Genomic DNA, 20,256 nt, shown 5'->3' with positions numbered 1-20,256 from the left:
CAGACAAGCGCTGGTTTAAATGCGGAAGGCGCCGCCTTGGCGCTGTCGCGCAACAACCTGGCGAGCGGGCTTGTTGTGGGAGCTGGCTTACTGAGGAGCCGGCTTGTTGTGGCAAGCGGTTTTTTTGACGAGCTGGCTTGCCCTAATGCCGTTCAGTTAAGCGCAGATTCCCTGTGGCGAGCAGGCTTGTCCTGCGTTGGGCTGCGCAGCAGCCCCAAAACCAGACGCTGAGCCGTATCAGGTACACCGCGTTTTGCTTGATTGGGGGCGCTTCGCACCCCAACGCGGGGCAAGCCCGCTCGCCACAACAAGCCCGCTCGCCGCAGAGGCAGTTGGGCACTCGGCGGTTCAGGGCTCTACCTGGCTCCACTGCTTGCTCAGGCGCTTGTCGGAGATCGGTACTTTGGTCCCCAGTTGCTGCGCAAACAGTGATACCCGGTATTCCTCCAGCCACCAGCGGTAGAGTGCCAGTTGCGGGTCGCGCTTGCCTTCCTGGGCGTGTTTTTTCAGACGATTCTCATACTGCGTCCACAATCCGCCCAGTTCGGTGCTCCACACCCGATCCTTTTGCACCTGGCCCGGCAATTTCTCCAGGCGTTGCTCGATGGCCTTGAGGTAGCGCGGCAGTTCCTTGAACCATTGCGCCGGGGTTTCCCGCACAAACCCCGGGTACACCAAGTGGCTTAGCTGCTGCTTGATATCGTTCAGCGCCACGGCCTGGGTCAGGTCAATCTTGCCTTTGAAGCGCTTTTGCAGGCCATGCCAGAGTTTCAGCACCTCCAGGGTCAGGCGCGCCAGGCGTTCGGCGTGTTCGGTCCAACCGCCCCGCGTGCGCTCGGCCAAGGCGGCCAGCCCGGCACCGTCGCGCGGCAGGCTGGCTTGACCTTCGAGCACGCAGCTGTCGAGGCTGGCCAGCAGGATGTCTTCGACCAGCGCGTCGATGCGCCCCAGGTCACGGTACATCAGGCCCAGCTCGGTCAGGCCGGGCAGTTTGCCGCGCAGGAATTTCGCCGGCTCCGCCAACTGTTGCAGGAGCAGACGCTGCAACGCGCGGCGATGCTGAAACTCGGCCTCGACAGCCGTCGAGAAGCGCCCCTCCTTGACCGTGCCGCTCTCCTCCACCAGCGCCGGATACACCGTCATCGACAGGCCGGCGATCTGCTGCTGGGTCTTCTCGGCCACCGCCGCAAACGCCCTGGCCTGCACCGGCTCCTGACTTTTTGCGGTCTGCGGCACGGCCAACGCGGCCTGGCTGGCTTCGGCGAAACGTGCGGTCAGCTCGGCCAGGTCGCGGCCTTCGCCGAGGAACCTGCCCTGCCCGTCGACCACTTCCAGGTTCATCCTCAGGTGGCTTTCCACCTGCTGCGCCGCCTCGGCCCAGGCGTCATCGCTGACCCGCGCGCCGGTCATGCGCAACAGTTCGCGCCCCAGCGCCTGGGGCAGCGAGCCGTTGCCGAATTCGATGCGCTGCAGCGCGGCCTTGACGAAATCCGGCACCGGCACAAAGTTCTTGCGCAGCGCCTTGGGCAGGTTGCGCACCAGGGCAATGCACTTGGCCTCGATCACCCCCGGCACCAGCCACTCCAGGCGCTCCGGCGGCAAAGCCGGCAGCAGCGGCGCCGGCACGCGCAGGGTCACGCCATCGCGCGGGTGGTTGGGTTCGAAGTGATAACTCAAGGCCAGGGCCAGGTCGCCCAGGTGCAGGGTGTCCGGGTAATGCGCGGCAGTGACTTCACTGGCCTCGCGGGCCAGCACGTCTTCCTCACGCATGATCAGCAGTTGCGGGTCTTTCTGGCTGTTGATTTTGTACCAACTGTCGAAGGTGGCAGTCTGATGAATCTCCGCCGGCAACCGCGCATCGTAGAACGCGTACAGGGTTTCTTCATCGGCCAGAATGTCACGACGGCGCGCCTTGGCTTCCAGTTCGTCGAGCTGCTCCAGCAATTGCTGGTTGGCGCTCAGGCACCTGGCCCGCGACTGGATCTCGCCACGCACCAGGCCCTCGCGGATAAACAGCTCGCGCGACACCACCGGGTCGATCGGCCCGTAATGCAACGGCCGGCGCCCGACCACGATCAGCCCGAACAGGGTGATCTGCTCGAACGCCACCACCTGGCCGCGCTTCTTCTCCCAGTGCGGCTCGAAATGGTTTTTCTTGATCAGGTGCCCGGCCAGCGGTTCGATCCAATCGGCATCGATCTTGGCGACCATGCGCGCATACAGCTTGGTGGTCTCCACCAGCTCGGCGGTCATCAGCCATTGCGGGCGCTTTTTGCCGATGCCCGACGACGGATGAATCCAGAAACGCCGCTGACGCGCACCGAGGTAATCGCCGTCTTCGGTCTTCTGTCCGATCTGGCTGAGCAGGCCCACCAGCACCGCCTTGTGCAGCTTGGGGTAGTCGGCCGGTTCTTTGTTGAGGGTCAACTGCAGGTCGCGGCAGATCAGGCTCAACTGGCGATGGGAATCGCGCCATTCGCGCAGGCGCAGGTAGTTGAGGAAGTTCTTGCGACACCAGTTGCGCAAAGGGCTGGCAGTCAACGCCTGGCGCTGCTCTTCAAAGCCGCGCCACAGATTGACCAGCCCGGCGAAGTCCGAATCCGGGTCCTTCCACTGGGCGTGGGCCTGGTCGGCGGCCTGCTGACGCTCCGGCGGGCGCTCGCGCGGGTCCTGGATCGACATGGCGCTGGCCACGATCAACACTTCCTGCAAACTGCCGAGTTTGGCTGCTTCGAGCAGCATGCGGCCCATCCGCGGGTCCACCGGCAGACGCGCCAGCTGGCGGCCCAGCGGCGTGAGCTGGCTGTTGCGATCCACCGCCGACAGCTCCTGCAGCAGGTTGAACCCGTCACTGATCGCCTTGCCGTCCGGCGGTTCGATAAACGGGAAATCGGTGATTTCGCCCAGACGCAGGTGCAGCATCTGCAGGATCACGGCGGCGAGGTTGGTGCGCAGAATCTCCGGGTCGGTGAATTCCGGGCGACCGATAAAGTCTTCTTCGCTGTACAGCCGTATGCAGATACCCGGCTCGACCCGCCCGCAGCGGCCTTTACGCTGGTTGGCGCTGGCCTGGGAAATTGCTTCGATCGGCAGGCGTTGCACCTTGGCGCGGTAGCTGTAGCGGCTGATGCGCGCGGTGCCGCTGTCGATCACATAACGGATGCCCGGCACGGTCAGCGAAGTTTCCGCGACGTTGGTTGCCAGCACCACGCGCCGCCCCGGGTGGGACTGGAAAATGCGCTGCTGTTCGGCCGGCGACAGGCGCGCGTACAGCGGCAAAATTTCGGTGTGCTTGAGCTGGGCCTTGCGCAGCATCTCGGCGGCGTCGCGAATCTCGCGCTCGCCGGGCAAAAACACCAGCACATCGCCGGGGCTGCGTCGCTCGCTGCGCTCGTAGGCTGCAACTTCATCCAGCGCGGCAAGAATCGCCTGGTCGACGGTCAGGTCGTCCTCGACGCGGTTGCCCTCCTCGTCCTGCTCCAGGGTCAGCGGCCGGTACCAGGTGTCCACCGGGAAGGTGCGGCCCGAGACTTCGACAATCGGCGCATCGTCGAAGTGTTTGGAGAAACGCTCCAGGTCGATGGTCGCCGAGGTGATGATGACTTTCAGGTCCGGGCGGCGCGGCAGCAGGGTTTTCAGGTAGCCGAGCAGAAAATCGATGTTCAGGCTGCGTTCGTGGGCTTCGTCGACGATGATCGTGTCGTAGCGTTCCAGGTAGCGGTCGTTCTGGGTTTCCGCCAGCAGGATGCCGTCGGTCATCAGCTTGATCAGGGTATTGGAATCGCTCTGGTCTTCGAACCGTACCTGATAGCCGACCAACGCGCCCAACGGGGTCGCAAGCTCTTCGGCGACCCGGCTGGCCACACTGCGCGCAGCGATCCGGCGTGGCTGGGTGTGGCCGATCAGGCCGTACTGGCCGCGACCGATCTCCAGGCAGATTTTCGGCAACTGGGTGGTTTTGCCCGAGCCGGTCTCGCCGGCAATGATCAGTACCTGATGCTTGTTCAACGCAGCCTTGATTTCATCGCGTTTGGCGGCAATCGGCAGGCTGTCGTCGTAGCGGATCACCGGCAGGCTGGCGCGCCGCGCGGTCACCTGGGCGCAGGACGCCTGCATGCGCGTCACCCACTGCGCCAGCTTCTCCTCATCGGGCTTCTTGCGCAGCTCGAGCAACTGGCGCCGCAAGCGGTGGCGGTCGGCGAGCATGGCGTGATCGAGGTTTTTCAGCAGTGGGTCGATAGCGGGCGCTTGGTCAGTCATCAGGTACTTTGACGGTCATCTGTTTAGGCGGGGCCGGCAAGTGTGGCAGAAAAGCGGTTGGGAGCGCCAAGCTTCACGCGCGACTCGGGTGTAAACCGAAAACAAATGTGGGAGGGGGCAAGCCCCCTCCCACATGGATGTGTGTGCAGTTTATAGCGGGTCCTTGCGCCGATACGGGAACACATCAATCACTTTGCCGGCGCGGATCGCGTCCTGCAGCCCTTTCCAGTAGTCGGCATCGTACAGCTCGCCATGCAGCTCATCGAACAGCCTGCGCTGGCCGGCATCGGCAAACAGGAACGGCGGGAACTCTTCCGGGAACACGTCCAGCGCGCCGATGGAATACCAGGGCTCGGAGGCCATTTCGTCTTCCGGGGTGCGCGGCGCGGGAATGTGGCGGAAGTTGGCTTCGGTGAGAAAGCATATTTCGTCGTAGTCGTAGAACACCACGCGCCCGTGGCGGGTGACGCCGAAGTTCTTGAGCAACATGTCGCCGGGGAAGATATTCGCCGCCGCCAGTTGCTTGATCGCCAGGCCGTAGTCGTCCAGGGCTTCGCGCACCTGGGCGGGGTTGGCGCGTTCCAGGTAGAGGTTGAGCGGGGTCATGCGCCGCTCGGTCCAGCAGTGGCGAATCAGCACCGTGTCGCCTTGCACCTCAACGGTACCGGCGGCCACCTCAAGCAGCTCGGCCAGGCAGTCGGGCTCGAACTTGCTCCGCGGGAAGCGGAAATCGGCGAACTCCTGGGTGTCGGCCATGCGTCCGACGCGGTCGACGCTTTTGACCAGACGGTATTTCTCGATCACCGTGGCGCGGTTGACGTTCTTCGACGGCGAGAATCGGTCCTTGATGATCTTGAACACGGTGTTGAAACCCGGCAGCGTGAACACGCTCATGACCATGCCGCGCACACCCGGGGCCATGATGAAACGGTCGTCGGTGCTCGCCAGATGGTTGATCAGCGCGCGGTAGAACTCCGACTTGCCGTGCTTGTAGAAACCGATGGAGGTGTACAGCTCGGCGATGTGCTTGCCCGGCAGGATGCGCCGCAGCAAGCCGATGAAGTCAGCCGGCACCGGCACGTCGACCATGAAGTAGGAACGGGTGAACGAGAAGATGATCGACACCTGCGCTTCGTCAGTGATCAGCGCATCGATCTGGATGCCACGTCCTTCGCGGTGCAGCAGCGGGATCACCAGCGGCCATTGTTCGTCGTGGGTGTAGATGCGCCCCACCAGATACGCCCCCTTGTTGCGGTAAAGCACCGAAGAAAACAACTCGACGTTCAGGTCCGGGTCCTTGCAGACCCAGTCCGGCAGGCTCTCGCGCAATTGCGCCTGGAGGCGGCGCACGTCGCCGGGCAGGTCGGCGTAGGGCTCGCTGAAACAGAAGTCGGCGAAGACCTGCGCCAGCAGGTCCGACAGGTTCCCGGCCGGCGTGTAAAGGCGGGTCTGCGCCGCCCTCGCCTGGCGCTGGCTTGGCCGCGTGGTGTGGATGAACATGCAGGCGTCGCTGATCAGGTCATGGCTGAAGAGGCCGCAGAAGATCGAGTTGTACCAGGTCTCGGCCAACTCATCGTCGACGCGCAGGTCGATCAGGCCGATATAGGCGCTCTTCACCTGGGGCCAATTGCTGCTCTGCAGCAACACAGCACTGTCGAAACCTGCCCGCAGGCGCGCCGTCACTTCGGCCACTTTCTCTTCATACAGGTTGATCCGCGCTGCCGACGCCGCCTGCCCCTGCTGCCACTGGGCCTTTTCGAAACGTTCACGGGCGCCATCGGTGATCCGGCGAAAGTGCTCACGGTAATCGTCGAAGCCGTCAAGCAGGGTGCGGGCAATGGCGAGGGCGGACATGGGAGAAACCTCCACTATTTTCAGTTTTTTTATTCGACCGAGCGGTCAGTAACTGCACGACAAATCCCTACTCTCAGACTCGGACTTTTTATCTGTACGCCTTTAACGGCACCGTCTGGCGCGTTTGACAGGGAAAACCTGCCCGGCTCATCCGGCCCCTAACAAATGTAACCGTGCTGATACACCGTAAGGGAAACCCTGATTACCACGTTAATGGCGCTTTGATATATAGCCCGCGCCCTCCCAGCCTGACAAGGTCACAAGACCGATCCGGGAGCAGGTTTCAACCCCCCGAGGAGCAGTGAGATGTCGTTGAGGAACATGAGGATTGGTCTGCGTGCCAGTCTGAGTTTTGCCGTATTGGCCAGCCTGCTGGTGATTGTCGGCCTGTTCGGCCTGGGGCAGATGGCCGAACTGCGCGAAAGCGCGCTGATCATCGAGCGCTCGTGGATGCCGAGCATCGAAAACGCCCATGAAATCGCCGCCACCGTGGCCGGCATTCGCCTGGAGGCGCTGCGCTTCGTTACCACCGATGAATCACGCATCCGCGACACCAGCCGAGGTCTGATCACGCGCAATACCGGTCAGCTCAAGGCGTTGCTGGCCAGCCATGAGAGCCTGCCGAGCAACGACGACGAGCGCGCGCTGCTGCAACAGGTCAACACTGCGGTGGCGAGCTACATGGGGACCATCGGCCAGATGATCAGCCTGGTGGACAAGGAGCAGCAACAAGACGCCATCGACCTGGTCACCAGCCGCCTGGCGCCCCTGGGCAATGCCCTCAACCAGCACCTGGAGGCCTTGATCAACTTCAACAAGCGGGGTGTCGAAGCGGCGGCCGACTCGGCAGCACAGGTGTATGCGCGTGCGCGCTGGATTGTCGGCCTGATCATCGTCGTCGCGCTGGTCGCCACGTTGCTGCTGGCCTGGCTGCTCACCCGCAGCATCACCACGCCGCTGGGCCAGGCGCTGGCAGTGGCGCGCACCATCGCCGCCGGCGACCTGAGCCAGCCCGTGACGGTGCACGGTCGCGACGAGCCGGCGCAACTGCTGGCCGCTCTGGCCAGCATGCAGACGCAATTGCAGGGCACCCTGCGCGGCATCAGTGAGTCGGCGCAGCAACTGGCCTCGGCGGCCGAAGAAATGAGTTCGGTAATGGCGCAGAGCACACGCGGCCTGCAGGCGCAAAACGATGAAATCGAACAGGCCGCCACCGCCGTCACCCAGATGAGCGTCGCCGTGGACGACGTGGCCAACAACGCAGTGTCCAGCGCCGAAGCGTCGCAGGCCTCGGACGAGGACAGCAAACACGGCCACCACCAGATCAGCCAGACCATCAGCGCGATCCAGAGCCTGGTCGACGAAGTGCTCGGCGCCTCGAACAAGGCCGAAGGCCTGGCCGCCAAGGCGCAGGACATCAGCAAGGTGCTCGAAGTGATCCGTGGCATCGCCGGGCAAACCAACCTGCTGGCACTCAACGCCGCCATTGAAGCGGCCCGCGCAGGCGAGGCCGGACGCGGCTTTGCGGTGGTCGCCGATGAAGTACGCTCGCTGGCGCAACGCACCCAGGCCTCCACCGAAGACATCGAGCAGATGATCACCAGTATCCAGCAAGGCACCCAGGACACCGTCGGCGCACTCAACAGCAGCGCCGAACACGCCGGTCATACCCTGCAGCGGGCCAACAACGCCGGCAACGCGCTGGCGAAAATCACCGCGTCCATCTCGCAGATCAACCAGCGCAACCGCGTGATCGCCAGCGCCGCTGAGCAACAGGCGCTGGTGGCCCGTGACGTCGACCGCAGCCTGGTGAACATTCGCGCCCTGTCGACTCAGACCGCCGCCGGCGCCAGCCAGACCTCGGCCGCCAGCCAGGAACTGTCGCGCCTGGCCGTGGACCTCAATGGGCTGGTGACGCGGTTCGTCGTTTAATTAGCGATTGTGTCAGGCAGGCCGCTGGGCAACACTCGCGGCCTTATCAAGGTAGGAATGTGCTGTGAGACCTGTCGACACCCTGTACCTGCTGGGCCTGGCTGCCATCTGGGGCGCGAGCTTTCTGTTCATGCGCATCATCGCGCCGGAAATCGGCAGTGTGCCGACCGCGTTTTTCCGCGTGTCGATCGCCGCCGCCGGCCTGCTGGTGATTCTGGCGCTGATGCGCGTGCGCTGGGATTTCCAGGGCAAGTTCAAAACCGTGCTGCTGCTGGGCGTAATCAACTCCGGGATCCCCGCCACGATGTACTCGGTGGCCGCCCAGGTGCTGCCGGCGGGTTACTCGGCGATCTTCAACGCCACCACGCCGCTGATGGGCGTGTTGATCGGCGGGTTGTTCTTCAGCGAACGCCTGACCCCCTCAAAATTTGCCGGGGTATGCCTGGGCCTGTTCGGTGTGGGTGTGCTGACCCGCGCCGGCCCGGTGGCGTTTGACCTGCCCTTGCTGATGGGCGCGCTGGCGTGTCTGCTGGCCACCACCTGCTACGGGTTTGCCGGGTTTCTCGCGCGGCGCTGGCTGGATCGCCAGGGCGGGCTGGACAGCCGTCTGTCCGCCTTGGGCAGCATGCTCGGCGCCACCCTGTTTCTGTTGCCGCTGTTCGCCTACAGCGCCATCAGCCATCCCCCGGCGAGCTGGGGCGGCTGGCAGGTGTGGACGTCGCTGCTGGGGTTGGGGCTGGTGTGCACGGCGTTTGCCTACGTCCTGTACTTTCGCCTGCTGACCGCCATCGGCCCGGTGAGGTCGATGACCACGACTTTTTTGATCCCGCCGTTCGGCGTGCTGTGGGGCGCGCTGCTGCTGGATGAGCCGTTGTCGATGGCCCACGTGTATGGCGGCGTGTTGATTGGCGGGGCATTGTGGCTGGTGCTGCGGCCACAGCGGATTGTTGCAAAAAGAATCTAAATAAACCTCCGATACGGCCGATAACCCCCGAAAGCCTCACGGATTGAACTGCCATGCGTAATAACCAGCCCGTTACCCAGCGCGAACGTACCTTCCCTGCCCAGCAACGGTTGATCTCCACCACAGATGCCAAAGGGGTTATCACCTACTGCAACGACGCTTTCGTCGAAATCAGTGGGTTCAGCCATGACGAACTGATGCGCGCACCGCACAACCTGGTGCGTCACCCGGACGTTCCGGCGGCCGTCTTCGCGCACATGTGGACCACGCTCAAACAAGGCCTGCCATGGATGGGCATCGTCAAGAACCGCTGCAAGAGTGGCGATCACTATTGGGTCAACGCCTATGTGACGCCGGTCTTCGATGGCAGCCAGGTGATCGGCTACGAGTCGGTGCGCGTCAAGCCCACCGCCGAACAGATCCGCCGCGCCGAAGCGCTTTATCAACGCATCAACCAGGGCAAGTCGGCGATTCCGCGGCGCGACAAATGGCTGCCGGTGTTGCAGGACTGGTTGCCGTTCATCCTGGTGAGCCAGTTGAGCTTCATGATCGGCGTATCGCTCAATTCCCACTGGGGCTTCGCCCTGGCGGCCGGGTTGTCGGTGCCGTTGGGGCTGCTGGGCCTGCGCTGGCAGCAGCGCGGCCTCAAGCGCTTGCTGCGCCTGGCCGAGCAGACCACCTCAGACCCGTTGATCGCGCAGATGTACACCGACAGCCGTGGCGCCCAGGCGCGTCTGGAAATGTCGATCCTCAGCCAGGAAGCCCGTTTGAAGACGTGCCTTACGCGCTTGCAGGACACTGCCGAACACTTGAACGCTCAGGCGCTGCAATCCAACACCTATGCGCATAACAGCTCCAGCGGTCTGGAACGCCAGCGCGTGGAAACCGAGCAGGTGGCCACGGCGGTCAACCAGATGGCGGCGACCACCCAGGAAGTCGCCAGCCACGTGCAGCGCACGGCGGACGCGACCCAGGAAGCCAATCGCCTGACCGGTCGCGGTCGCGACATCGCCGGGGAAACCCGCGAGGCGATTCAGCGCCTGTCGGTGGCGGTGGGCGAAACCGGCGTGACCGTGACCCAGTTGGCCAAGGACAGCGATGAAATCGGCGGCGTGGTCGACGTGATCAAGGGCATTGCCGACCAGACCAACCTGCTGGCACTGAACGCCGCCATTGAAGCGGCGCGTGCCGGTGAGATGGGCCGGGGGTTTGCCGTAGTGGCTGACGAAGTGCGCCAACTGGCGCAGCGCACCACCGAGTCCACCGGGCAGATCCATGCCCTGATCGCCAAGCTGCAACAGACCGCCAACGCCGCCGTGCAAACCATGGACGCCGGGCGCCGTCAGGCCGAAGAAGGCGTGACGCGGGTGACGGAAGCGGACCAGGCACTGGTCGGCATCAGCGAAGCGGTGGCGCACATCACCGACATGACCACCCAGATCGCCGCCGCGACCGAAGAGCAAAGCTCGGTGGCCGAGGAGATCAGCCGCAATATCAGCACCATTGCGTTGCTGGCGGACCAGACCTCGGAGCAGGCGATGAACTCGGCGCAGTTGAGCGAAGAGCTGACCCATACGGCCAATTCCCAGTATTCGCTGGTGGAGCGTTTCAACCGGTAATCGCTATCGGGAGCAAGCCCCCACCTTTACAGTGTTCACCAATGGAAATGTGTGAACCCAATCAAAGGTGGGAGGGGGCTTGCTCCCGATGAGGCCCTAACAGCCACCGAGAAACTCAGCCACCTTCACCGCCGCAGCCTCCAGATGCTGCTCATGACTGAACCCCGACGCCTTCAACGGCTTCAAGTCATGGTCCGCCGCCGCCAGCCACATCACCTCGATGCTCGGCGACAACGCATACCCCTCCACCGCCGCCCGATTGCCCAGCGCATCGCGCTCGCCCTGCACGATCAAGCTCGGCGTCTTCAACCCGGCCAAATGCTCGACCCGTGGTTTCTCCGGCTTGCCCACCGCATAGAACGGATACCCCAGACACACCAGCCCGTCGGCCGCCAATTCATCGGCCAGCAAACTGGCCATGCGCCCGCCCATGGACTTGCCGCCAATCGCCAGTTTGCCGCCGACATGGCGTCGCACCTCGGCATACACCTCCCGCCAAGCCTCCAGCAGTTTCGGCGCCGGGTTCGGCGGACGTTTGCCGCCGTCCAGCCGACGCTGGGCCATGTAGGGAAACTCGAAACGCAATACGTTGACGCCATGCCCGGCAAGGCGTGCAGCCATGTCGTTCATGAAGCTGGAGTCCATCGGCGCGCCGGCGCCATGGGCCAGCATCAATGTGACCGCCTCACCTGACGCGCCTTGAGCGGCGGCATCCCACAACCAGCCGCGTTCCCGCACACAGTGTGCCCACTGATCCCCGTCAATACTTGCCTTGTGCTGTTTGCCCACGCTTGCCTCGCTATTCAATCGGTCTGTCGCTCATGAACATTACCGTGTAAGTACCGCCTGTCACCACCTGGAGGCCCCCACAACACCGCGCCTGCGACGCCGGATTTGCGTGCAGGACAGGCCCGGAAATATTCCTGTCCACTTGATCAGCTTTCAATTTAGGATATTGTCCCTACACTGAGCACGGAAAAGCCGCAGAATCTGGCGTTCAACCTGGTTGATGGCGGTGATCACGTGCGTTGCAATGGCCTCTCGCTTTCTCCATACTGCGGCCGCTTTATCTATAAAAATACTAAATCGTGGAACCCCGGCATGAGCACAGCAATCAGCCCGACTGCTTATAACTACAAGGTCGTCCGTCAGTTCGCCATCATGACGGTGGTCTGGGGCATCCTCGGCATGGGGCTCGGCGTATTCATCGCCTTGCAGCTGGTCTGGCCGCAATTGAACTTCGACCTGCCCTGGACCACCTTCGGTCGCCTGCGCCCGCTGCACACCAATCTGGTGATCTTCGCCTTCGGTGGCTGCGCGTTGTTCTCCACCTCCTATTACGTGGTGCAGCGAACCTGCCAGGCGCGCCTGATCAGCGACGGCCTCGCCGCATTCACCTTCTGGGGCTGGCAAGCGGTGATCATCGGCGCCATCGTCAGCCTGCCGCTGGGCTACACCACCACCAAGGAATACGCTGAACTGGAATGGCCGATCGCGATTTTGCTGGCAATCGTGTGGGCGGCCTACGCAACGGTGTTCTTCGGCACCATCGTCAAGCGCAAGACCCGGCACATCTACGTTGCCAACTGGTTCTACGGTGCGTTCATCCTGGTGACGGGGATGCTGCACATCGTCAACCACGCATCGTTGCCGGTCAGCCTGTTCAAGTCCTACTCGGCCTATGCCGGCGCAACAGACGCGATGATCCAGTGGTGGTACGGGCACAACGCCGTCGGCTTTTTCCTCACCACCGGTTTCCTCGGGATGATGTACTACTTCGTGCCCAAGCAGGCCGAACGCCCCATTTATTCCTATCGCCTGTCCATCGTGCATTTCTGGGCGCTGATCACCCTGTACATCTGGGCGGGGCCCCACCACCTGCACTACACCGCATTGCCCGACTGGGCGCAGTCCCTGGGCATGGTGATGTCGATCATCCTGCTGGCCCCCAGCTGGGGCGGCATGATCAACGGCATGATGACCCTCTCCGGCGCCTGGCATAAGCTGCGCACCGACCCGATCCTGCGCTTTCTGGTGGTGTCGCTGGCGTTCTACGGCATGTCGACGTTCGAGGGGCCGATGATGGCGATCAAGACCGTCAACGCGCTCTCCCACTACACCGACTGGACCATCGGCCATGTCCACGCCGGTGCCCTGGGCTGGGTGGCGATGATCTCCATCGGCTCGCTTTACCACATGATCCCCAGGCTCTACGGCCGCACGCAGATGCACAGCATCGCGCTGATCAACAGCCACTTCTGGCTGGCCACCATCGGCACCGTGCTCTACATCGCCTCGATGTGGGTCAACGGCATCACCCAGGGCCTGATGTGGCGGGCGATCAACGATGACGGCACGCTCACCTTCTCCTTCGTGCAAACGCTGCAGGCCAGCCATTCGGGCTATATCGTGCGGGCCGTGGGTGGAGCGATCTTTGCCAGCGGCATGCTGCTGATGGCCTACAACGTCTGGCGCACCGTGCGCGCCTCGGACCCGGCGCAAGCCGAAGCCGCCGCCGCCATCGCCGTTGCGGGAGCGCACTGATGAAGCATGACGTCGTCGAGAAGAATATCGGCCTGCTGGCCTTCTTCATGGTCATTGCCGTGAGCATCGGCGGGCTGACCCAGATCGTCCCGCTGTTTTTCCAGGACGTGACCACCAAGCCCATCGAAGGCATGAAGCCGCGCAGCGCGCTGGAGCTGGAAGGGCGTGACGTGTACATCGCCAACGGTTGCGTGGGTTGCCACTCGCAGATGATCCGTCCATTTCGCGCCGAAACCGAACGTTACGGCCATTACTCGGTGGCTGGCGAAAGCGTGTGGGACCACCCATTCCTGTGGGGCTCCAAGCGCACCGGGCCGGACCTGGCGCGGGTCGGCGGGCGTTACTCGGATGACTGGCACCGCGCGCACCTCTACAACCCGCGCAACCTGGTGCCGGAATCGAAAATGCCGGCGTACCCGTTTCTCGTCGAAAACATACTCGACGGCAAGGACACCGCGAAGAAGATGCAAGTGCTGCGCACCCTGGGCGTGCCCTACACCGACCAGGACATCGCCGGCGCGGCCGCCGCCGTCAAGGGCAAGACCGAAATGGACGCACTGGTGGCCTACCTGCAAGGCCTGGGCACCCTCATCAAGAGCAAACGGTGATCGCATGGATATCGGGATGATTCGTGGCCTAGGCACCCTGGTGGTGATGGTGGCCTTCATCGGCCTGGCGTTGTGGGTGTTCAGCCCACGGCGCAAGGCCGAGTTTGACGAGGCAACCCTGCTGCCTTTCGCCGACGACCCGCAAGCGCTCCAGCAGGTCGAGCAAGCCGCCAGGGATGACAAGCAATGAGCACGTTCTGGAGCCTCTACGTCAGCGTCCTCAGCCTGGGCACTCTGTTCGCCATCACCTGGCTGCTGCTGTCGACCCGCAAGGGCCAGCGCAGCGAGCAGACCGAGGAAACCGTCGGTCACTCGTTCGACGGCATCGAGGAGTACGACAACCCGTTGCCCAAATGGTGGTTCATGCTGTTCATCGGCACCCTTGTCTTCGCCCTCGGTTACCTGGCGCTGTACCCGGGCCTGGGCAATTGGCAGGGCCTGCTGCCGGGCTACAACTACCTCGACAACGACCGGCAGACGCCCTTCGCCAACGGCAAGACCGGCTGGACCTCCGTGCATGAATGGGAAAAGGAAATGGCCCGGTCGCAGGCGAAGTTCGGCCCGATCTTTGCCACATTCGCCGCGATGCCGATCGAGGACGTGGCCAGGGACCCGAAGGCCTTGAAGATGGGCGCTCGCCTGTTCGCCTCCAATTGCTCGGTGTGCCACGGTTCCGATGCCAAGGGCGCCTACGGCTTCCCCAACCTGGCCGACGCCGACTGGCGCTGGGGCGGCACGCCTGACGCCATCAAGGCGTCCATCCTGAAAGGCCGCCAAGCGGTGATGCCGGGCTGGGCCGCCGTCATCGGCGAGCAAGGCGTGGCCGACGTGGCAGGTTTTGTGCTGAGCAACCTCGACGGCCGCACACTGCCCGAAGGCACCAGGGCCGACGTGGCCAATGGCGCGAAACTGTTCGCCGCCACCTGCACGGCCTGCCACGGCCCGGCCGGCAAAGGCAACCCCGCCATGGGCGCGCCGGACCTGACGCACCCGGGTGCATTCATCTACGGATCAAGCTTCGCCCAGTTGCAGCAAACCATCCGCCATGGCCGCCAGGGCCAGATGCCGGCGCAGGAGCAACTGCAGGGCAATGACAAGGTGCATGTGCTGGCGGCGTATGTGTACAGCTTGTCCCATGGGGATGAGAAGACTGAGGAGCACGCCAAGTCCGTCGAGGCCCCCGCGCAGTGAGCGCTGGGCAGGACTGTGTTTTTTCTGCTCTGGACAGAGACCGCTGGTAGCCTCGGGCTTGCTCGTCACACAGCCAAAGTAGTAACGTGACTACATTAATTTCAAGAAAGGGGAATGCCCCATGACTATCACGACGATCTCCAGCCGCGAATTCAATCAGGACACAAGTGGTGCCAAAAAAGCAGCCCGCCAGGGACCGGTTTTCATCACCGATCGCGGCAAGCCTGCTCATGTGCTGCTAAGCATTGAGGACTACCAGAAACTGACAGGTCTCAACGCCGATATCGTTGACCTGTTGGTGATGCCCGAAGCGGCCGATATCGACCTCGAAACCAGGCGCGCCGTGATCACTCATCGACCTGTGGACCTCTCTTGATGTATTTGCTCGACACCAATGTCATCTCCGAACTTCGTAAACCCCGGGCAGACGCGAACGTGGTCGCCTGGGCCAAAAGCATTATCGCTACGCGCATGTTCATCTCGGCGATCACCTTAAAAGAGCTGGAAACCGGCGTACTGCGCATGGAGCGACGAGACCCGGCGCAGGGCAAGGTGTTGCGTACCTGGCTCAAGCGCCACGTGATGCCGGCATTCGATGCCAGAATCCTGCCCGTTGACGCAGCCGTGGCATTGCGTTGCGCCAACCTGCATGTGCCTGACCAGGCCAACGAGAGTGATGCATTGATTGCCGCGACTGCATTGGTACATGGACTCACGGTGGTCACCCGTAACATCAGTGACTTCCAATCCAGCGGCGTTCCACTGATCAATCCATGGGACCAATGACCGGCCGATGCCATGATGAGCGACCAGATACCGGTACATGACGTCACCCCGCCCGGGAAAACCGTTGATCTCTACGCGTCACGAGAGAAGATCTACACGCGCGCGTTCACCGGCCTGTTTCGCACTGTGCGCATGCTCGGCGGCGGCGCATTGCTGCTGCTGTATTTCGGCACGGTGTGGCTCGATTGGGGTGGCCATCAGGCGGTGTGGTGGAACCTGCCGGAGCGCAAGTTCTTCATTTTTGGCGCCACCTACTGGCCCCAGGATTTCATCCTGCTGTCGGGCATCCTGATCGTCGCGGCGTTTGGCCTGTTCTTCATCACCGTGTACGCCGGGCGCGTGTGGTGCGGCTATACCTGCCCACAAAGCGTGTGGACGTGGATGTTCATGTGGTGCGAAAAAATCACCGAGGGCGACCGCAACCAACGCATCAAGCTGGACCAGGCGCCGATGAGCGCCAGCAAATGTCTGCGCAAGTTGGCCAAGCACACGCTGTGGTTGTTGATCGGCCTGGCTACCGGCCTGACCTTCGTCGGTTACTTCTCGCCGATCCGAGAGCTGGTGGTGGAGTTCTTCAGCGGCCAAGCCGATGGCTGGGCGTATTTCTGGGTCGGTTTCTTCACCCTTGCCACCTACGCCAATGCCGGCTGGTTGCGCGAGCAGGTGTGCATCTACATGTGCCCTTATGCGCGCTTTCAGAGCGTGATGTTCGACAAGGACACCCTGATCGTGTCCTACGACCCGCGCCGTGGCGAAGTGCGTGGCCCGCGCAAAAAAGACAGCGACCACAGGGCCCAGGGCCTGGGCGATTGCATCGACTGCACGATGTGCGTGCAGGTGTGCCCTACCGGTATCGACATCCGCGACGGCCTGCAAATCGAATGCATCGGCTGCGCCGCCTGTATCGACGCCTGCGACAGCGTCATGGACAGGATGGACTATCCGCGCGGGCTGATCAGCTACACCACCGAGCACAACCTGTCCGGGCAGAAAACCCACACACTGCGCCCGCGCCTGATCGGTTACGCAGGGGCGTTGCTGGCGATGATCAGCCTGCTGGTGGCGGCATTCCTCCTGCGTCCGCTGGTGAGCCTGGATGTGAGCAAGGACCGTGTGCTGTTCCGCGAAGACGCCGAAGGCCGCATCGAAAACGTCTACAGCCTGAAGATCATGAACAAGGACCAGCGCGACCACCTCTACCTGCTCAGCGCCACTGGCCTGCCCGACCTCAAGCTGCAAGGCCGGCGTGAAATCAGGGTGGCCGCCGGTGATACCGTCAGCCTGCCGGTAGGCCTGTCGAGCGCGCCGCAGCAGTTGCCGTCGAGCACCAACGAAGTGACATTCATCCTGACGGACGTCGATGACGTCGGCGTCCGGATTGAAGCCGGCAGCCGATTCATCGGCCCGCCCGTTCGATAACCAGAGAACCGAACCATGCCCCCAGCCACTGCCGCAAGCCCCTGGTACAAGCACCTCTGGCCCTGGATCATCATTGCGATCCTGGCCTGTTCGGTGACGCTGACCCTGTCCATGGTGACCATTGCGGTGAACAACCCGGACAACCTGGTCAACGACAATTACTACGAGGCCGGCAAGGGCATCAACCGCGCCCTGGACCGTGAACGCCTGGCCCAGACCCTGCAACTGCGCGGCAAGCTGCACCTGGACGAACTGACCGGTGAAGTCGAGCTGCGCCTCACCGGCTACAGCAACCCGAACACCTTGCAACTCAACCTGATTTCCCCGACCCAGCCGCAGAAGGACCGCAGGATCAACCTGACCCGCAGCGACAGCGAACCGGGCCGCTACATCGGCCAGGTGACCGACAGGGTCGAGGGCCGGCGCTTCGTCGAACTGCTGGGGGTGGAAGGCAACCAGACCTGGCGCCTCTTCGAAGAAGAAGACGTCAGCCACGACAAGGACCTGCTGCTGGGTGATGAACCGCTGCAGGGCGCCGAGGAGCTGAAGCAATAAAAACGCACGCCTCGCTCAAAATGCTCGCACAGAGGCCCTCCCAGCCACCCCAGATACCAACCATGACCAGCCCCTGCTACCACTGCGCCCTGCCCGTTCCAGCCGGCAGCCGCTTCACCGCGATGATCCTTGGCGAGCGCCGCGAGCTCTGTTGCCCGGGCTGCCAGGCTGTGGCCGAAGCCATCGTGGCCGGTGGGCTGCAACATTATTACCAGCACCGCAGCGAAGCCTCGGCCAACCCCGACACCCTGCCGGTGCAATGGCTGGACGAGCTGGCGCTGTACGACCGCGCCGATGTGCAAAAACCTTTCGTGCGCCACGACGGCGACCTGGCCGAAACCACCCTGCTGATGGAAGGCATCAGTTGCGCGGCCTGTGGCTGGCTGATCGAAAAACACCTGCGCCACCTGCCCGCCGTGGCCGAGGCGCGGCTGAACCTGTCCAACCACCGGCTGCACCTGCGCTGGGCCGACGAGCAAGTGCCGCTGAGCCGGCTGCTCAGTGAGTTGCGCCATATCGGCTACGCCGCCCACCCGTATCAGGCCGACCGCGCCGCCGAGCAACTGGCCGGGGAAAACCGCCTGGCCCTGCGCCGACTCGGCGTCGCCGGCCTGCTGTGGTTCCAGGCAATGATGGCCACCATGGCGACCTGGCCGCAATTCAATGTCGACCTCAGCCCCGAGCTGCACGTGATCCTGCGCTGGGTCGCGATGTTCCTGACCACACCCATCGTGTTCTACAGCTGCGCGCCATTCTTCAACGGCGCGATGCGCGATTTGCGCACGCGCCACCTGACCATGGACGTGTCGGTATCCCTGGCGATTGGCGGCGCGTACCTGGCCGGCATCTGGACCGCTGTCACCGGCACAGGCGAGTTGTATTTCGACGCGGTGGGCATGTTCGCGCTGTTCCTGCTGGCCGGGCGTTACCTGGAACGTCGCGCCCGGGAGCGCACCGCTGCCGCCACCGCGCAACTGGTCAACCTGTTGCCCGCTTCGTGCCTGCGCCTCAAGCATGACGGCCAGAGCGAACGTATCCTGCTGTCCGAGCTGGCCCTGGGCGACCGTGTGCTGGTGCACCCCGGCGCGGTGCTGCCGGCCGACGGCGTGATCCTCGAGGGCCAGTCGAGCATCGATGAATCCCTGCTTACCGGCGAGTACCTGCCGCACCCCCGGCAAGTCGGCGACAGCGTGACGGCCGGCACGCTCAACGTCGACGGCGCGCTGACCGTGCAGGTGCGCGCCCTGGGCCACGACACCCAACTGTCCGCCATCGTGCGCCTGCTGGAACGCGCCCAGGCGGAAAAGCCACGCCTGGCGCAGCTGGCCGACCGCGCCGCACAGGGGTTCCTGCTGGGTTCATTGATCGCCGCCGCCATGATCGGTCTGCTGTGGTGGCAGCTCGACGCGTCGCGGGCATTCTGGATCGTGCTGGCGATGCTGGTAGCGACCTGCCCGTGCGCCTTGTCGCTGGCCACGCCGACGGCGCTCACCGCCGCCACCGGCACGCTGCACAGCCTCGGCCTGCTGCTGACACGCGGCCATGTGCTCGAAGGCCTGAACCAGATCGATACGGTGATTTTCGACAAGACCGGCACCCTCACCGAAGGTCGTCTGACCCTCAACGCCATCCGGCCTCTGGGCGAACTGAACAGCGACCAATGCCTGGGCCTCGCCGCCGCCCTGGAAAACCGCTCCGAGCACCCGATTGCCCGCGCATTCGGCCGCGCGCCGCTGCCCGCCGTTGACGTGCGCAGCGCCGCGGGCCTGGGGCTGGAAGGTCGTGTGGGTGAACGCCTGCTGCGCATCGGCCAGCCTGCATACGTGTGTGAACTCAGCGGTTGCCCGCCGCCCGCCGCGCCGGAGCAAACCGGGCAATGGCTGCTCTTGGGCGACCGCAGCGGCGCGCTCGCATGGTTCATGCTCGACGACCGCCTGCGCAGCGATGCGCCAGCGCTGCTCGCAGCGTGCAAGGCACGAGGCTGGCACACGCTGCTGCTGTCGGGGGACAGCTCGCCGATGGTCGCCAGCGTCGCCGCAGCGTTGGGCATTGACGAAGCCCACGGCGGCCTGCGCCCGGATGACAAGTTGCAGGTGCTGCAACGCTTGCACGCGCAGGGTCGCAAGGTGCTGATGCTCGGCGACGGTGTCAACGATGTGCCCGTACTGGCCGCCGCCGATATCAGCGTGGCCATGGGCTCGGCCACGGACCTGGCGAAAACCAGCGCCGACGCGGTATTGCTGAACAACCGCCTGGACGCTCTGGTGCAGGCGTTCAGCCTGGCACGGCGGACCCGCCGGGTGATCATTGAAAACCTGCTGTGGGCCGGTCTGTACAATGGCCTGATGCTGCCGTTCGCCGCGCTGGGCTGGATCACGCCGCTCTGGGCGGCAATCGGCATGTCTGTGAGTTCGTTGACCGTGGTACTCAACGCCCTGCGCCTGACACGCCAGCCGGGGGCGCCCTTCACGCCCGTTGCCAAACCGCCCGTTGCCGGCCTGAGCCGCGCAGGCCTGGAGTAGCG

The 20,256-nt window shown here is 63.7% G+C and carries 15 protein-coding genes; 12 read left to right on the top strand and 3 right to left on the bottom strand.

Annotated features, from left to right (window positions below; all coding sequences use genetic code 11):
* Nucleotides 1–348: 348 nt before the first annotated feature.
* On the bottom strand, nucleotides 349–4,260 hold the full coding sequence (gene hrpA / locus ACXX81_RS05255) for an ATP-dependent RNA helicase HrpA (protein ID WP_458571321.1): 3,912 nt from the start codon (nucleotides 4,258–4,260) through the stop codon (nucleotides 349–351).
* Between the two features lie 150 nt (nucleotides 4,261–4,410).
* Nucleotides 4,411–6,114: a bifunctional isocitrate dehydrogenase kinase/phosphatase gene (aceK, locus tag ACXX81_RS05250; RefSeq protein ID WP_458571320.1), complete on the bottom strand. Its 1,704-nt coding sequence runs from the start codon at nucleotides 6,112–6,114 to the stop codon at nucleotides 4,411–4,413.
* Nucleotides 6,115–6,420: 306 nt separating this feature from the next.
* Between aceK and ACXX81_RS05245 the strand changes: the two genes are divergently transcribed.
* From ACXX81_RS05245 to ACXX81_RS05235, 3 genes are all read left to right on the top strand, one after another.
* Nucleotides 6,421–8,046 carry a methyl-accepting chemotaxis protein gene (locus tag ACXX81_RS05245; protein WP_209983615.1) on the top strand — a complete coding sequence of 542 codons (1,626 nt, stop codon included), beginning with the start codon at nucleotides 6,421–6,423 and terminating at the stop codon, nucleotides 8,044–8,046.
* Nucleotides 8,047–8,110: 64 nt separating this feature from the next.
* Entirely contained in the window at nucleotides 8,111–9,010 is a 900-nt protein-coding gene (locus ACXX81_RS05240) for a DMT family transporter (RefSeq protein ID WP_458571319.1), read from the top strand.
* A gap of 53 nt (nucleotides 9,011–9,063) precedes the next feature.
* Nucleotides 9,064–10,629, top strand: a complete 1,566-nt coding sequence (locus ACXX81_RS05235; RefSeq protein WP_003230455.1) for a methyl-accepting chemotaxis protein — start codon at nucleotides 9,064–9,066, stop codon at nucleotides 10,627–10,629.
* A gap of 96 nt (nucleotides 10,630–10,725) precedes the next feature.
* Here the strand turns inward: ACXX81_RS05235 and ACXX81_RS05230 are convergent, their stop codons facing one another.
* On the bottom strand, nucleotides 10,726–11,418 hold the full coding sequence (locus ACXX81_RS05230) for an alpha/beta family hydrolase (protein WP_231421503.1): 693 nt from the start codon (nucleotides 11,416–11,418) through the stop codon (nucleotides 10,726–10,728).
* Nucleotides 11,419–11,730: 312 nt separating this feature from the next.
* Between ACXX81_RS05230 and ccoN the strand changes: the two genes are divergently transcribed.
* The 9 genes from ccoN (at nucleotide 11,731) to ACXX81_RS05185 (ending at nucleotide 20,254) form a co-directional block, all read left to right on the top strand.
* The gene (gene ccoN / locus ACXX81_RS05225) at nucleotides 11,731–13,173 is read left to right on the top strand and encodes a cytochrome-c oxidase, cbb3-type subunit I (RefSeq protein WP_231421502.1); all 1,443 of its coding nucleotides are present in this window, start codon (nucleotides 11,731–11,733) and stop codon (nucleotides 13,171–13,173) included.
* Nucleotides 13,173–13,781, top strand: coding sequence for a cytochrome-c oxidase, cbb3-type subunit II (gene ccoO, locus ACXX81_RS05220; RefSeq protein ID WP_209983622.1), 609 nt, complete (start codon nucleotides 13,173–13,175; stop codon nucleotides 13,779–13,781). Before ccoN ends, ccoO begins: the two co-directional genes overlap by 1 nt.
* A gap of 4 nt (nucleotides 13,782–13,785) precedes the next feature.
* Nucleotides 13,786–13,971 (top strand): cbb3-type cytochrome oxidase subunit 3, encoded by a 186-nt coding sequence (locus ACXX81_RS05215; RefSeq protein WP_209983624.1) that lies wholly within the window; start codon nucleotides 13,786–13,788, stop codon nucleotides 13,969–13,971.
* The gene (gene ccoP / locus ACXX81_RS05210) at nucleotides 13,968–14,972 is read left to right on the top strand and encodes a cytochrome-c oxidase, cbb3-type subunit III (RefSeq protein ID WP_458571318.1); all 1,005 of its coding nucleotides are present in this window, start codon (nucleotides 13,968–13,970) and stop codon (nucleotides 14,970–14,972) included. The genes ACXX81_RS05215 and ccoP overlap by 4 nt, the downstream gene beginning before the upstream one ends.
* 121 nt (nucleotides 14,973–15,093) lie before the next feature.
* Nucleotides 15,094–15,348, top strand: coding sequence for a type II toxin-antitoxin system Phd/YefM family antitoxin (locus ACXX81_RS05205; RefSeq protein ID WP_209983628.1), 255 nt, complete (start codon nucleotides 15,094–15,096; stop codon nucleotides 15,346–15,348).
* Nucleotides 15,348–15,758, top strand: coding sequence for a type II toxin-antitoxin system VapC family toxin (locus tag ACXX81_RS05200; protein WP_209983630.1), 411 nt, complete (start codon nucleotides 15,348–15,350; stop codon nucleotides 15,756–15,758). Before ACXX81_RS05205 ends, ACXX81_RS05200 begins: the two co-directional genes overlap by 1 nt.
* Nucleotides 15,759–15,773: 15 nt before the next feature.
* On the top strand, nucleotides 15,774–17,177 hold the full coding sequence (gene ccoG / locus ACXX81_RS05195) for a cytochrome c oxidase accessory protein CcoG (protein WP_458571317.1): 1,404 nt from the start codon (nucleotides 15,774–15,776) through the stop codon (nucleotides 17,175–17,177).
* A 15-nt stretch (nucleotides 17,178–17,192) separates the two neighbouring features.
* A complete protein-coding gene (locus ACXX81_RS05190) occupies nucleotides 17,193–17,732 on the top strand; it encodes a FixH family protein (protein WP_209983635.1) in 540 nt (179 codons plus the stop codon).
* 62 nt (nucleotides 17,733–17,794) lie between these two features.
* Nucleotides 17,795–20,254: a heavy metal translocating P-type ATPase gene (locus ACXX81_RS05185; protein ID WP_458571316.1), complete on the top strand. Its 2,460-nt coding sequence runs from the start codon at nucleotides 17,795–17,797 to the stop codon at nucleotides 20,252–20,254.
* Nucleotides 20,255–20,256: the final 2 nt, after the last annotated feature.

The sequence above is a fragment of the Pseudomonas sp. GNP013 genome, assembly GCF_054343995.1.
The sequence above is the reverse complement of the archived record's forward strand: the minus strand, read 5'-3'. Positions and strand labels throughout refer to the sequence as shown.

What these genes read in the sequence shown, in the direction of transcription:
- ACXX81_RS05235 (WP_003230455.1), top strand. Translation starts at nt 9,064, where the DNA reads ATGCGTAATAACCAGCCCGTTACCCAGCGCGAACGTACCTTCCCTGCC.
- aceK (WP_458571320.1), bottom strand. Translation starts at nt 6,114, where the DNA reads ATGTCCGCCCTCGCCATTGCCCGCACCCTGCTTGACGGCTTCGACGAT.
- ccoP (WP_458571318.1), top strand. Translation starts at nt 13,968, where the DNA reads ATGAGCACGTTCTGGAGCCTCTACGTCAGCGTCCTCAGCCTGGGCACT.
- ACXX81_RS05215 (WP_209983624.1), top strand. Translation starts at nt 13,786, where the DNA reads ATGGATATCGGGATGATTCGTGGCCTAGGCACCCTGGTGGTGATGGTG.
- hrpA (WP_458571321.1), bottom strand. Translation starts at nt 4,260, where the DNA reads ATGACTGACCAAGCGCCCGCTATCGACCCACTGCTGAAAAACCTCGAT.
- ACXX81_RS05190 (WP_209983635.1), top strand. Translation starts at nt 17,193, where the DNA reads ATGCCCCCAGCCACTGCCGCAAGCCCCTGGTACAAGCACCTCTGGCCC.
- ACXX81_RS05185 (WP_458571316.1), top strand. Translation starts at nt 17,795, where the DNA reads ATGACCAGCCCCTGCTACCACTGCGCCCTGCCCGTTCCAGCCGGCAGC.
- ACXX81_RS05245 (WP_209983615.1), top strand. Translation starts at nt 6,421, where the DNA reads ATGTCGTTGAGGAACATGAGGATTGGTCTGCGTGCCAGTCTGAGTTTT.
- ccoG (WP_458571317.1), top strand. Translation starts at nt 15,774, where the DNA reads ATGAGCGACCAGATACCGGTACATGACGTCACCCCGCCCGGGAAAACC.
- ACXX81_RS05205 (WP_209983628.1), top strand. Translation starts at nt 15,094, where the DNA reads ATGACTATCACGACGATCTCCAGCCGCGAATTCAATCAGGACACAAGT.
- ccoO (WP_209983622.1), top strand. Translation starts at nt 13,173, where the DNA reads ATGAAGCATGACGTCGTCGAGAAGAATATCGGCCTGCTGGCCTTCTTC.
- ccoN (WP_231421502.1), top strand. Translation starts at nt 11,731, where the DNA reads ATGAGCACAGCAATCAGCCCGACTGCTTATAACTACAAGGTCGTCCGT.
- ACXX81_RS05200 (WP_209983630.1), top strand. Translation starts at nt 15,348, where the DNA reads ATGTATTTGCTCGACACCAATGTCATCTCCGAACTTCGTAAACCCCGG.